The organism is Bordetella tumbae (genome assembly GCF_965139195.1).
In the GTDB taxonomy this organism is placed as follows: Bacteria; Pseudomonadota; Gammaproteobacteria; order Burkholderiales; family Burkholderiaceae_B; genus Bordetella_A; species Bordetella_A tumbae.
Genome location: NZ_CBCSJH010000022.1, coordinates 1 through 14,000, shown reverse-complemented (window position 1 = coordinate 14,000; position 14,000 = coordinate 1). Strand labels below are relative to the sequence as shown.

The 14,000-nt window shown below is 56.9% G+C and carries 11 protein-coding genes; 8 read left to right on the top strand and 3 right to left on the bottom strand.

What is annotated here, in order from left to right:
* Positions 1-127 precede the first annotated feature (127 nt).
* Positions 128-1,534, top strand: a complete 1,407-nt coding sequence (locus tag ACNA0J_RS19755; RefSeq protein ID WP_415820571.1) for an APC family permease — start codon at positions 128-130, stop codon at positions 1,532-1,534.
* 27 nt (positions 1,535-1,561) lie between these two features.
* A complete protein-coding gene (locus ACNA0J_RS19750) occupies positions 1,562-2,389 on the top strand; it encodes an SAM-dependent methyltransferase (protein ID WP_415820570.1) in 828 nt (275 codons plus the stop codon).
* 239 nt (positions 2,390-2,628) lie between these two features.
* Here ACNA0J_RS19750 and ACNA0J_RS19745 read toward each other — a convergent pair whose 3' ends face one another.
* Both ACNA0J_RS19745 and ACNA0J_RS19740 read right to left on the bottom strand, forming a co-directional pair.
* Complete coding sequence (locus ACNA0J_RS19745; protein ID WP_415820569.1) at positions 2,629-3,231, bottom strand: TetR/AcrR family transcriptional regulator; 603 nt, start codon at positions 3,229-3,231, stop codon at positions 2,629-2,631.
* Positions 3,232-3,541: 310 nt separating this feature from the next.
* Complete coding sequence (locus ACNA0J_RS19740) at positions 3,542-4,936, bottom strand: ankyrin repeat domain-containing protein (RefSeq protein WP_415820568.1); 1,395 nt, start codon at positions 4,934-4,936, stop codon at positions 3,542-3,544.
* A 282-nt stretch (positions 4,937-5,218) separates the two neighbouring features.
* On the opposite strand from ACNA0J_RS19740, the gene ACNA0J_RS19735 reads away from it, so the two are divergent.
* Positions 5,219-6,199 carry a Bug family tripartite tricarboxylate transporter substrate binding protein gene (locus ACNA0J_RS19735; protein WP_415820567.1) on the top strand — a complete coding sequence of 327 codons (981 nt, stop codon included), beginning with the start codon at positions 5,219-5,221 and terminating at the stop codon, positions 6,197-6,199.
* 52 nt (positions 6,200-6,251) lie between these two features.
* On the opposite strand, the gene ACNA0J_RS19730 is transcribed toward ACNA0J_RS19735, so the two are convergent.
* The gene (locus ACNA0J_RS19730) at positions 6,252-7,436 is read right to left on the bottom strand and encodes an RNA-guided endonuclease InsQ/TnpB family protein (RefSeq protein ID WP_415820566.1); all 1,185 of its coding nucleotides are present in this window, start codon (positions 7,434-7,436) and stop codon (positions 6,252-6,254) included.
* 137 nt (positions 7,437-7,573) lie between these two features.
* On the opposite strand from ACNA0J_RS19730, the gene ACNA0J_RS19725 reads away from it, so the two are divergent.
* The 5 genes from ACNA0J_RS19725 to ACNA0J_RS19705 are packed head-to-tail and all read left to right on the top strand — an operon-like array spanning position 7,574 to position 13,839.
* On the top strand, positions 7,574-8,539 hold the full coding sequence (locus tag ACNA0J_RS19725; protein ID WP_415820565.1) for a Bug family tripartite tricarboxylate transporter substrate binding protein: 966 nt from the start codon (positions 7,574-7,576) through the stop codon (positions 8,537-8,539).
* A gap of 50 nt (positions 8,540-8,589) precedes the next feature.
* A complete protein-coding gene (locus tag ACNA0J_RS19720) occupies positions 8,590-9,366 on the top strand; it encodes an enoyl-CoA hydratase/isomerase family protein (RefSeq protein ID WP_415820564.1) in 777 nt (258 codons plus the stop codon).
* A gap of 1 nt (position 9,367) precedes the next feature.
* Complete coding sequence (locus ACNA0J_RS19715) at positions 9,368-10,579, top strand: acyl-CoA dehydrogenase family protein (protein ID WP_415820563.1); 1,212 nt, start codon at positions 9,368-9,370, stop codon at positions 10,577-10,579.
* Positions 10,580-10,582: 3 nt separating this feature from the next.
* Positions 10,583-11,725 (top strand): acyl-CoA dehydrogenase family protein, encoded by a 1,143-nt coding sequence (locus ACNA0J_RS19710; RefSeq protein ID WP_415820562.1) that lies wholly within the window; start codon positions 10,583-10,585, stop codon positions 11,723-11,725.
* Positions 11,725-13,839 carry an acetate--CoA ligase family protein gene (locus ACNA0J_RS19705; protein WP_415820561.1) on the top strand — a complete coding sequence of 705 codons (2,115 nt, stop codon included), beginning with the start codon at positions 11,725-11,727 and terminating at the stop codon, positions 13,837-13,839. The genes ACNA0J_RS19710 and ACNA0J_RS19705 overlap by 1 nt, the downstream gene beginning before the upstream one ends.
* Positions 13,840-14,000: the final 161 nt, after the last annotated feature.

The following is a 14,000-nucleotide window of genomic DNA, read 5'->3' as shown; positions in this document are numbered from 1 at the left end:
CTATCCACGCCAGACGAGAAAGCTGGATATTCATACAGTCACCAACTCAAATCAGACCAATCCTGCAGCCTTACGGCTGCGCCCCTTACCTCCCCGGCACGAATGCCGAGGTTTTTCGGAGCAATGGATGAACAATTTACACCAGCGCAGTACGGCATCACCCACTCAAGCCTCTCACCACGTCGAGGCCAAACCCGCAGGACTGCTGTCGGTCTTTGATGCCGTCATTATTCTCGTAGGCCTGGTCATCGGCATCGGTATCTTCAGGACTCCCTCTATCGTCGCGGCCAATGTCGATTCGGAATGGGCGTTCATTATGGTCTGGGTGGCCGGTGGTGTGGTCACGCTGATCGGTGCACTCTGTTATGCCGAGCTCTCCGCGGCGCACCCTCATGCAGGCGGTGAATACCACTTTCTGTCGCGAGCCTATGGACGTCCTGTCGCCATGCTATTTGGCTGGGCACGGGGCACCGTCATCCAGACGGGCGCCATCGCGGGTGTCGCGTTCATGTTGGGCGATTATGTAGCTCAACTCTTTCCACTGGGTCCCTATGGCCCTGCGCTCTACGCCGCCCTCTCAGTCATTCTGTTTACGGGCATCAACATCATCGGCACGGCAGAAAGCAAAACGCTGCAGGTCGTCGTGACCCTGATCGAGATAGGCGCCCTCGCTGCAGTGATTCTCTTTGGACTATTCGGCGCCCCGGCAGAAACCGCTGCCCCGCCGGCGCCGATCTCACCAGACACCGCCGCGCTAGGGCTGGCGATGATCTTTGTATTGCTGACCTTTGGCGGTTGGAACGAAGCGGCCTATCTGACTGGCGAGCTCAAAGACGCGCCGCGCAACATCGCGAAAGTCCTCGTCACCGGCACAATCATTCTGATCGTCCTCTACGTGCTGGCCAATCTCGCCCTCGTCTCCATTCTCGGCCTGGACGGGCTGCGCACCTCGGATGCCGTGGCTGCCGACATGATGCGCCAAGTCGCTGGCCCCGCAGGGGAAACCATCGTCACGCTGGCCATTATCGTCGCCGCCATCTCCACCCTCAACGCCACCATCTTTACCGGAGCCCGCGTCTTTTATGCCATGGCACAGGACCTCTCTGTCATGCATTGGATGGGTATCTGGGACGGCCGGGGCAAAACCCCAGCCAACGGGCAATTGGTCCAAGGCGCCATCGCACTGGCCCTGATCGGCATGGGCGCCATCACGCGCGATGGTTTCAAAGCCATGGTGGACTACACAGCCCCTGTATTTTGGGGATTCCTGCTGTTGATCGGGTTCGCCGTATTCGTGCTGCGCTGGCGGCATCCAGAACGCCAACTGCCCTATCGCGTTCCTCTCTATCCCTTCACGCCGATCGCGTTCTGCCTGACGTGCCTGTACATGCTGCACGCGAGCATTCTGCACACCGGTGCCGCGGCCTGGATCGGACTGGCTGTGCTGGCTGCCGGCACTCCGCTCTTGTTGCTTAGAAACAAAGCTGTAGAACCCGTCGCCACCGCCCGTCCGCGGGACGATGCCGCCCTCTGACTTGCCCTCTCAACAAGGAGAACGTCAATGCAAACGCTGCAAAAATCCCTAGTATCTGCCGTGCTGTGCGCCATGGCCTGGCACGCGAGCGTCGCCGCCCAGACCACGGCTGACAAGCCCTCGACCTATGAACCCACGGTCGGTCAGTCCGGCAAAGACGTGGTGTGGGTTCCCACACCTCAAGCGCTGGTCGACCGCATGCTGGAAATGGCTGAGCTCACCCCGCAAGACCGCTTGGTCGATCTGGGATCAGGCGACGGCCGCACCGTCATCACCGCCGCCAAACGCGGCACCACGGCGCGCGGCATCGAATTCAACCCCGACATGGTCGCCTTGGCCCAACGCGCCGCAAAAGCCGAAGGAGTCGCTGACAAAGCGACATTCGAACAAGCGGATATTTTCAAATCGGATTTCTCCGAAGCCACCGTATTGACCTTGTTTCTGCTGCCCAGCCTGAATGAACGCCTACGTCCCATCATCCTGGAAATGAAACCCGGCACACGAGTCGTCTCCAACTCATTCACCATGGGCGACTGGCAACCCGACGAATCCGCACAAGTCAGCGAAAACTGCACCGCTTACTGCAACGCCCACAAGTGGATCGTCCCCGCCAAAGTCGCTGGCACGTGGAAACTCGGTGACAAAGAACTCGTATTGCAGCAAACCTACCAGATGCTCAGCGGATCACTGCGCGATGGCAATAACGTCACACCGATCACCGATGCCAAGCTTGAAGGAGAGACGATTCAATTCACCGCAGGTGATCAGCAATATACCGGTCGAGTATCGGGCAAACGCATGAACGGCAACACGCAAAACAATGCCCCATGGCAAGCGTCGTTGAGTTCGTTGTAAACCAGACCCATTCCACTCGCACAGAGCTATAACAAGACGCCCCGCGCGAGGTCCATCGCGATGACAACCGGATAACGCTCCAGCAGCCTAATTCCATTGCAATACGGGGCCGGNGGGGCCGAGTCAGAAACAGACATCGGCCCCGCCAACGGGCGCTCCAGCATCAATCAATATTGAATCGTATGGTTCTCCCGCTGCGCTTGATCCATACGACTTTTTTTCTCTAAGACGTAATGAACTCATCTCGCCCGTGGCGGTTGTTCTATCCCTTGCAAAAACATACCCACAAAACTATCCATGATTTCTGTCGCCGTCTTTTCGCCATCCGGCCGGTACCAGCGGGACAATTGATTCAGCGACGACAACAGAAATTTACTGGCCAGGCTGACGTCTGTACCAGGACGAAATACACCCGTAGCAATGCCATCTCGAATCGAGGTTTTCAACAGTTCCTCGTAGGCATCACGCCACTCGAGCACCATGGCCCGCGTTTCCTCATTCTCGGCCGACCAAAAGAGCTGCGAGCCGGACACCCAGCTATCGTGAAACTGCTCGTAGTACTGAATCGACGCTCTCATGAAACTGTACAAGCGCTCCGCCGCGCCGCTTTCCGCAGGCGGCATCCGGTCACGCACATACTCGAACAGGACCTGCATGCCGCTGGCAACCAGGCTTCGGTATAGCGTTTCTTTGTCCGGGAAATGGTGATAGAGCGCAGACTTCGAGACTCCCACCTCGGCCGCGATCATGTTCAACGATGTGCCACGATAGCCGTGGCGGGCAAACAACCGGCGGGCCACGTCAATGATCTGATTATTACGCTCGGGCTCACGTGTGGTCATAGCTGAGGGATCTGTCCTGAAAACACGAAATTGATGATACGGGATTTCAAAGACTCGATTTTCTGAGGAAACGATCCATCATATTCCAACTAACCGACTGGTCGGTCAACTCGGCTGACGAGCTTTATTGATTGAAGGGGACGATCCAGAGATCCCGGCGCATGATTCTAGGCTCCCCCCTGTTCGCGCACCGGCTGCGGTTCCACCTCGGTATTAACCGGCACCCGCAATCCCGCGTACGGCATGCTGAAGTCGCCCTCCCGCGTTTCTCACCGGTGAGGACGAACCCGTTTAGCTACAGTAAAGGGCCTTAATTTCGTGCGGCGATTTTTTCATCCCGTGCCGCGCTCAGCGCGACAGCCAAGACATCAGCATCGCTCTGCCGCCGCTGCTCCATCAGCAGATTCATCGTGGTAATGAAATCAGCACCGAGGTTAATGAGTGATTTTGCAGCGCGCATATCGCCCTTCTGGCAAAGATGCATCAGCAACGCTACCGCAGGCGCTCCGGCTTTAACCAAGAGTTTTGCCTCGTCCTGTTTCCCTTGTTCATACATTTCCGATACCGCACGTTCCATAGCAGTATCTGCGAGACCTGCAATACGCGCGGCACTGTGCGAAGGTGTGACATGACCCGCGCCATCTGCCTCGGCCTTCACATTTTTCTCCGCGGTAATGAGCACGCCCAGACTCATTTTCTTTTCTGAGGCGGTCAGCGTTGCATCCTCGGCTAGATCCCATAGCGCATCGTCCGCAATGGCACCGGCTTTGAACAAAGAGGTCGCTTCCTTTAGCTCATTCGATTGAGCGTAATGCTTGAAAAGCGATGTCGCGTCGTCGTTCTCCATCAGCACTGTGCTCAGTGCCCTCACGTCCCCTGATCTCACCAAATTGTCCAGGACTGCTTCAAACGCGCCCTCGCTGCTAAACTTGTCTTGACGCAAGATATTTCTTAACAACAGCACCGCGTTGGTAGTACGTGAGGCAAGTACTCTGTCATGCTTATCGCCAGTGCTGGCTTGCTCTGCAACACGCTGCAAAAGTGACGCTGGATCGGCTCCATTGTCGGCGAACAATTCTGCGATACCGTTCATGCCCTCTTTAACAGCGATTTCCAACGCAGCATTGAGATCCCCTTTTGCCTCGATCAACACTGCCGACATTTTGATCGCTTGCTTTTCCGTAGAGGAAAGATTGTCTTTCACCTTCTGACTATTGGGCTGGCTCGCTCCCGCCTTCACCAAGGCTTGCATCAGGTCCACATTTTTCAATGCGGCGGCCCGCATTAGCGGCGTATATCCTTGTCTGTCGGGAGCATCCAGCACTTGGGGATTGTCGCCGCAATGAGCCAGTATCGTCTTCGCGATCTCGTTGTGCCCCATGGCGATCGCCATATGCAGCGGAGTTTGCCCGTGAGCGTCGTTTATCGCGGCGAGGTCGACTCGGCCTCGCGCAAACATACCGGCGACCTCTTCGTTACTCCCCTTGGTCACGGCAGAAAAAAAGTCGTCATTGGGAATTTTCCCCGCTGACTCACCCGAAACGTTATGGAGTCCTGTTGCAGAGGTCTCCGAGACAGGGCGGTTTGGATCGATTCTCATGAAGTAGCTCGCAGAGATGAGATGGAAAAAACAAGAGACACCGGAACACGGCCTTCCGAACGTCAGATTGAAACGACCACCTGAGGGCAAATCGACATCAACCATTACCTTATGTGGCAACCCACATAAACATGGTTCCAATCCGACAAAAAAATTTCCCATCGTCCTATATCGCCGAAGTGGACATAGGTAACTCGAGCAGGGCGAGACATAGCGAACGCTGCGCCTTGTAAAGATGCATCAGGGATTCAAAGACTTGAATTTCTGAGGAAACGATCTATCATATCTGAACTGACCGACCGGTCGGTCAGTTCAGATAATACTAAGCAGCATAGCGCCTAAAGCACAAGTTTTCTCAGATAAAACAAGTAGATAGGTGGAGACAACATGAATGACAACGTCCGCGTCACGCTGACTTTGTGGTTGATGCTTGCAGTATTTACGGCCATGCCACAGGCCCAGGCAGCAGACGCTTTTCCGCAGCGCCCGATTCATCTGATCGTCCCTTTTGCGCCTGGAGGCGGCGCCGACAACAACGCCCGTCAGATCGCCGAGCCTTGGTCCAAAGCCCTGGGGCAGACCATCGTGATCGAAAACAAACCCGGGGCGGGAGGCACCCTGGGCGCGAGTTATGTCGCGCATGCGGCTGCCGATGGCTACACCCTGCTGTACACCACGCCCGGTCAGCAAATGACGGCACCATATCTGCTAAAGCAATTGCCCTATCGGCCTTTCGATGATCTCGTCTCTATCGGGAAAGTCACCGAAGGCGCAAACGTCCTTGTGGTTTCGAAAAATCTGCCGGTACATGATGTGCAAACGCTGATCGACTATGCCCGCGCCCATCCCGGCAAGCTGGGGTTCGCCAGCTCGGGGATCGGCTCCAGCAGCCATCTGGCTGGAGAGCTCTTTAAAAAGGAGGCTGGCATCGATATTTTTCACGTGCCCTACCGAGGCACAGGGCCCGCACGCACCGATGTCCTGAGCGGACAGGTGCCGATGACAATAGACACACTCAGCGTCTATCTGCCGGATATCCGAGCTGGTGCCGTCCGCGCATTGGGCGTGTCGACATCGACACGCAATCCCACGGCGCCCGACATTGCGGCCATTGCTGAAACACTGCAGGGTTTCGAGGCCTATCCGGTCAACTACATCACAGCTCCTGTCCGAACGCCTGAAGCCATCATCAGAAAACTCAACGCCACGTTGAACCAGGCACTGCAGGACCCCAAGTTGCGTGCAAGCCTGATAGCCGTAGGAACAACACCGCAAGGCAGTACCCCCGAACAGATGGATGCACTGGTCCGTTCGGAAAGCAGGAAATGGAAAACCCTCATCGAAAGCGCTCACATAAAAATCGAATAGGCGCTGCCCTCTTTTCAAGCTGGACGGAGACAATCATTGACTGCTCCCTTCCCTAGAAGGAAAGGGATTCCCATTTCACCGAACCGAGCCGTTGCACATCCTCACTCATGCACTCAGGTCTTACCGTTTCTCCATGGGCTAACACCGCCAGCCCGGCGGCTAATACGTTATGCGCCGCGTTGATGTCGCGGTCGTGGTCGGCGTTGCATCCCGGACAGGACCACCGACGCACGCTCAACGGCAGCTTCGTTGAAACATACCCACAGCTGTGGCAACGCTTACTCGATGGGTACCAGCGATCCACCCGCACGAACTCACGCCCATACCAACGGGCCTTGTATTCCAGCTGCCTCACAAACTCCGCCCATCCGGCATCGCCGATGGACTTAGCAAGACAGCGGTTCTTCTGCATGTTGGACACAGACAAGCTTTCTACGGCAATCACTTGGTTCTCGTGGATCAACCGGGTAGAAAGCTGGTGCAGGAAATCCCTGCGGGTGTCTGCGATCTTGGCATGCAGCTTGGCGACTTTCAGTTTGGCCTTGGCACGACGAGCCGATCCCCTTTGTTTCTTGGCCAATTGGCGCTGTAGCTTGGCCAACTTAACTTCATGCTTGCGAAAGATCTGTGGCGCATCGACTTTTTCTCCTGTTGAGAGCACCGCAAAATGAGACAGGCCCAGATCAATCCCGACACAGGTCGACGTAGGCCCTTTCTGCGCCACCACGTCGTCGCACAGCAGGCTGACAAAGTATCGGCCCGCTGCGTCTTTGCTGACCGTGACAGTAGTGACCTTGGCGGCTTTGGGAATTTGACGGGACCAACGGATGGGCAACGCCTCAGTCATCTTCGCCAGCTTGAGCGAGCGGCCATCCCATCGAAAGGTACTGGCGATGTATTCCGCCGATTGCGTGCCATCCTTGCGCTTGAAACGGGGATATCCCGTTCGCTTGGCAAAGAATCCGGTAAACGCCGTTTGCAGATGGCGCAGCGTTTGTTGCAGCGGAACACTGCTGACCTCGTTCAACCACGCGTAGTCCGGCAGCTTTTTCAGTGCCGTCAGGGCCGCAGATGCCGCGCTATACCCCAGACTCTCTTGTCGCTCAGCCCAGGCCGTCGAACGAAGACTAAGCATGTGGTTGTAGACCACACGTACGCAACCGAACGTGCGAGCCAGCGTGATCGCTTGCTCGGGAGTTGGATAGAACCGGAATCGGTAGGCACGTTTGGTTTGCATGCCCGAGATCCTATCCGCGCCAGACCAGAAAACTGGATATTTATCCAGCCATCAACTCAAATCAGACCAATCTTGCAGCCTTGCGGCTGCGCCCCTTACCTCCCCGGCATGAATGCCGAGGCTTCTCGGAGCAATGGATGAAAAAACTGCTGCACCTGTGTGCTGCTGTCATCAGCGCATCTGTCATCACCACAACAACCACGGCTGCCGAGGACTACCCGCGTCAACCTGTGACGATCGTGGTCCCGTATGCCCCTGGCGGCGTCACAGACGTCTATGGCCGCATCATTGCGGACTATCTGGGACGTCAATGGAAGGTCCCCGTCATCGTCAAGAACGAAGCCGGCGGCGGCACCATGATAGGCACGTCCGCTGTCGCACGCTCCGAGCCCGACGGCAACACCATTCTCTTGACGAGCTATGCGTACACGTCCAACCCCATCCTGCGCAAAGATCTCTCGTACGACAAAGATGCGTTTCGCCCGGTCATGTTGTTAGGCAACAGCCGCAACATGCTCGTCGTATCGGCACGCAGTGATCTGCATACGCTGGACGACGTCGTCGCCAAAGCAAAAAAATCTCCTGGAAACCTACGCCTGGCCTCATCGGGGATCGCCTCCAGCCCGCACGTCGCCGCTGAACTATGGGCTCGCGCGGTCGGAGTACAGATTACGCACGTACCTTATCGCGGGACATCCCCCGCGATGAATGACGTCTTTGCAGGAGAAGTCGACGGTATTTTCGACGGTCCGTCCGCCATGCCTAATGTCAAAGCAGGCAAGCTGCGGGCCATTGCCATTGCCAGTGAAAAACCGCATCCCTTCGCGCCCGGCGTACCTACATTCCGAGAACTGGGTGTGGACTTGGTCTTTGGCAGCTGGTTCGGATTTCTGGTTCCCAAAGGCACGCCCGACGCCATCGTCGACAAGCTCAATGCCGATCTGCGCCACGCCGTAGAAGACCCCACCGTGAAAGCCGCCATCGATAAAACGGGGCTGCTGTTATCCGTCGGGTCGCCTGAACAATTTTCCGATTTTCTGGACTACGAATCGGAGCGTCTGCAAAAACTGGCCAAGACGAGTGCCGACCTGCGTCTGCAATAACACCTGCTTGCAACAAGAATGCCGTACTGACCCTGAACGAGGAGCAAAGCATGACCTATGAATGCCTGGAAGTCGAACGCGACGGCCACGTGGCCATCGTGTATTTGAACCGTCCGCCCGTCAATGCACAGAATGCGCAGATGCGCGCGGAAATCGTCGAGGTTTTCGATAGCTTCAACGATGATGACGATGTCCGCTGCGTCGTATTGGCCAGCAAGACATCCGTATTCTCCGCGGGCGCAGACGTATCGGAACGGCCCGCGATCAAACAAAAAGGCCCAGGCGCCTATTGGCGGCACAACCGCCTGGTACGTGAATCATCATTGGCGATACAAGAATGCAACAAACCCGTGATCGCCGCTGTGAATGGCCCTGCATTGGGAGCAGGCTTTGGGCTGATGACCTCGTGCGACATCTGGGTCGCATCGAATAACGCCTACGTTTCCATGCCGGAAATCAACGTGGGGCTCGCGGGCGGCACGGCGCTATTGCAGCGCGTATTCGGCAAATCGCGCGCACGCCGCATGTTCTTTACCGGCATGAAAGTCTCGGCTGACGAGCTTTATCGACTGGGGTTGATCGAGGCCAGCCTGCCTCCGGCAGAACTCATGCCTTACGTCATGGCGCTCGCACAAGAGATCGCCAGCAAAGCCCCCATCGCGCTGCGTTATGCCAAGGAAGCCTCGCAAGTCACCTCCTCCATGCCTCCACGAGAAGGCTATCGCTTCGAACAGAACATCACCGTCGCACTCTCAAAAACCGAAGACGCCAACGAGGCCCAGCGCGCATTTCTGGAAAAGCGTACTCCTGTCTATAAAGGCCGTTGATATGCCACCAGAATTGAATCCCCGCTATTCCGCGCTCTTGTCTGACGGACATCGCGAGAACGAACAAGATGCCGCTTTTCGTGAGGAGCTGCGCCACTTCGCCCAGACGCATTGTCCTGACGACATCCGGCAAATCGTCGCCTCCGGTGAAAAAATAACGCGTCCGGTCTACAGCAAGTGGCAAGCGATTCTTTATCAGCGCGGCTGGGCTGCACCGAACTGGCCCGTCGAGTATGGTGGCACGGGCTGGAGCCTACGGCAACGCATGATTTTCGAAGAAGTCATGGCCGACCAGGATTGCCCTCCGTTGTATCACCACGGCCTTGGGCACATTGGTCCCGTCATCATGCAGTTCGGCACCGAAGCGCAGAAGTCATACTTTCTGCCACGCATTCGGGACACCACGGATTGGTGGTGCCAGGGTTATTCTGAACCAGGTGCGGGATCGGACCTTGCCTCATTAAGCACACCAGCAGTGCGTGACGGTGACCACTATGTCATCAATGGCCAAAAAATCTGGACATCGCATGCCCACGAAGCAGATCGCATTTATCTGCTGGCCCGCACATCACGCGAAGCAAAAAAACAAGAAGGCATTTCGCTTTTCCTGATCGACATGAATACGCCCGGCATTACCGTGCGGCCGATACGTACGATAGATGGATGGCATCATGTCAACGAAACCTTTCTGGACAATGTCCGGGTTCCTGCAGACAGGCTCCTGGGCACCGAGGGTCAAGGCTGGGCTTGCGCCAAATATCTGCTGGAACGCGAGCGTCTGCCACCCGCCAGTGTTTCGCAGCTGATACGTCAATGGCGACGCGTGGCGCGCTTGCTGGCAGAACATCAGGCCAGTCAGCCTATGCGCGATTTTTCCTCGCTCGAACACCAGATGGCCATGCTGGCGGCGCAAATAAAAGGCGCGCGGGAAATGTTGGCCTCAGCGATTGACGCCATGACGCGCCGCGAGCCGTTGGGCGCCAAACCCTCCGCATTGAAACAGGCATGCAGCGCCATTGCGCAATCACTGACGCGGATCGGACTACTGGTCGCTGGACCTGTCGGTGCACAGCAACTCGTCCGTGATGACGAGGCATCGACAAGCGATGGCCTATGGGTGCAGAACTACCTGTTTTCTCGGTCGAAAACCATCGCAGGAGGAACGACCGAGGTCCAACTGAACGTCATTGCAAAATCGTTGTTTGGAGCGTGAGATATGCCGTTTGAACCAAATACCTTGTTCCCGGGATTATTGTCGGAAAGCGCTGCCCGCGTCGCACAGGACATGGCGAACCGTCCTGGCAATCGCCCTGCTGCCGCCCTCATCCGTGAAATGGGATGGAACGCGGTGCTGATCCCGGAGGCACAAGGCGGCGCGGGTGGCGATCTCCAAGACCTGGCTGCGATCATCGAAGGCATCGCGACGCATGCGGTCAACCTTCCCATTGTGACGCGGTGCGGCGTGATACCCACCATATTGAATGCATTGCCCAAACAGCCATCTGCACATACCCTGCAAACCGGTATCGCCGACGGCGCCATCATCGTCGAAGTAGGAGGACCGCTCCATCCGGGCGATCCGACGCCACCGCTATCCGCGAGCAAAGACAAACACGGCTGGCAGCTATCGGGAACCACCTCCGGCATCGAGCTGACTGATGATTGCACCCACGTGCTGTTGATCGGCCGGGATGCCGTCGGCAACAACAAGGCCATGCTGATTTGCCTTGCCATAGAGCAGTTGACGTGCAGCAGTACTGTCTATCGCACCATGGATGATCGTCAGATTACCGTCTTTGAGCTGGATAAATTTCACGTCAGTGATGCTGACACTCTCGCCACCGGTACCGCTGCGGCCCAGTCCATCCACGCGGGTTGGCGTATCGCGGCGGCAGCCACGGCCACCGACTCGGTATGCAGCATGGGCAGCGCATTGAGCCGCACGATTTCGTATTTGATCGAGCGCAAACAGTTTGGCCATGCTCTCGCCGATTTCCAAGCATTGCGCCATGATGTCGCCCGCTTATACGTCGTCTATGAACTCTGCAGAAGCCTGCTACAAGCCACCCTGAGAACCTTGGAACCTGTTGCAGCAAACGACGATATCCCAGCGCTGGATTTGCTGGGTCTGTACATCGGAAACGAGGCCATTCGATTTGCAGAAACGATTATTCAACTGCACGGCGGCATGGGCATGACCCGCGAAATGCCGGCGGCACAGTTGGCAACTCGGCTATTGGCCAATGCATTACGCTATGGTGACCCGCTGACTTACGAGCAGAAAATCCACAATCTGCGATCTGGCGGCTACACCTCTTTTTCCCACGGCGTGAATACCCAGGGCTCGCGAGGCGACTGATGACTGCGATTGCACATCCTTTGCAGTGTTTTTTCGATCCGACATCGGTCGCCATCATCGGCGCCTCGTCGGATCCCGATAAACTTGGCGGACGGCCTATCCGTTTCCTGCGTGAGGCTGGCTATAAAGGAAAAATCTTTCCGATCAATCCCCGTTACGACACGATCCAGGGACTGAAAGCCTATCCGACACTGAACGACGTCCCCGATGCGATAGACCACGCCGTGATCATCGTTCCGGCGACTGGCGCGTACGACGCGCTGCAGGCTTGTATCGAGAAAGGCATACGTCACGTACAAATCCTCAGCTCGGGATTTGCCGAAGAAGGCCCCGCCGGACAAGCGCATCAGGATGCGCTGGTTTCATTGGCAGCCAAACACGGGGTACGGTTGCTGGGCCCCAACTGCCTGGGCATCGTCAGCACCAGCAACCGTTTTTACGCCACGTTTTCCACCGCTCTGGAAGCGCTCTCCCCTCAACCCGGTGGCGTCAGTTTCGCCACGCAAAGTGGAGCATTCGGTTCCTGCGCCTACGCGCAGGCGATCCAGCGAAACCTGGGTATTTCCCGCATTGTCGCCACTGGGAACGAAGCTGATGTCGATGTCGCCCAATGCATCGATTTCCTCGCCTCCGATCCTGCCACCCAGGTCATCTGCGCTGCGATCGAGGGGTGCCGAGACGGCGCCATGCTGCGCCAAGCCTTGTTAAAGGCTGCCTCTGCCGACAAGCCGGTCATCTTGATGAAGGTAGGCACCTCGTCTCGCGGGCAACTTGCAGCAGCCACTCATACCGGCGCAGTCGCAGGCAATGATCGCATCTTTGACGCAGTCATACGCGAGTGTGGCGCATATCGGGCGAGCACCATTGAACAAATGCTGGATATCGCCTATCTGTGCACCCACCTGCCGCTACCGGCCAACCCCCGAGCGGGTATTTTGACCGTCTCAGGCGGCATCGGCGTACTCATGACCGACGACGCCGAACGTCACGGCATTGACATCCCTTCCATCCCACCGGCATTACAGAACCGTATACACGGGCTTGTCCCGTTTGCGATCGGCGACAACCCGTTGGACACCACAGCGCAAATCAGTGCGGTCAAGCAAGGCATCCCCGGGTTGGCCGAGATGCTCCTGCAAGACACGGACTGGTCCACGCTGTGTATTTATCTGGCACAGATTCCCTGCGACGAACGCCGTTTTCCCGACATGCTGGAATCGTTAGGGAAGCTGCGCCGCGACCATCCAGACAAGCTCGTCGTTCTCGTGGGACCGCACAGCGAAAAAATGCGCGCAGAGATAGAGACGCGCCATTTGGTTATCTTTGCTGATCCTGGACGCGCCATGGCTGCGTTGGGAGGGCTGGCCGCGCTGGTTGAACGGCGGCGCCATCTAGTCCATCATCAGGCCAGAGAAACCTGTGCGCCTATCGTTGCTGTCCCGGTGGCCGGTACGCAACTCGACGAAGCGCAAGCCAAGCATATCCTCGCGCAATATGGATTGCCCATGCTGCGCGAAACACTATGCACGACTGCGGAACAAGCCGTACAAACCGCTAACGCAATCGGTTTTCCTGTCGTGGCAAAAATCGTATCGCCGGACATTCTGCACAAAACCGAGATGGGAGGCGTCCTGCTGGATCTGCCGGACGACCAGGCCGTTCGGAACGCCTATGCCACGCTGCAACAACGTGCAGCCGGCGTGCCAGGCAATCTACGCATTTCCGGCGTGCTGATTTCTCCAATGAGCAAAGGAGGCACTGAAACGATCTTAGGGGTACATGTAGACCCGTGGTTCGGCCCGATGGTGATGTTTGGCCTGGGTGGCGTGTCGGTAGAATTATTCAAGGATGTCGCCTTTGCCAGCGCTCCGCTCACGACAGAACGAGCACTCGCACTGATCCAGTCTGTGCAGTCGCACAAACTGCTGAACGGCTGGCGCGGCAAACCCGCACTCGATATTCCCATACTGGCGAATGCCCTGGTCGCGCTATCCCGCCTGGCCGACGACTGGCGAGACGTCCTGTCGGGTGTAGACATCAACCCATTCATCTTGAGACAGGACGGCGCCGTTTGCCTGGATGCCTTGATCACGCTGAGATCGGCAATTAGATAAATCTGCCGGATGAAATCATTTTTACGGAGGATGCGGGACGAAGGAGTTATTTTTTTGCCGCACCAAAGACAAAACCCCACCAGAGGGAATCTGGTGGGGTTTTGAGGATAAGAGCCTGACGATGACCTACTTTCACAAACGAATGTTCACTATCATCGGCG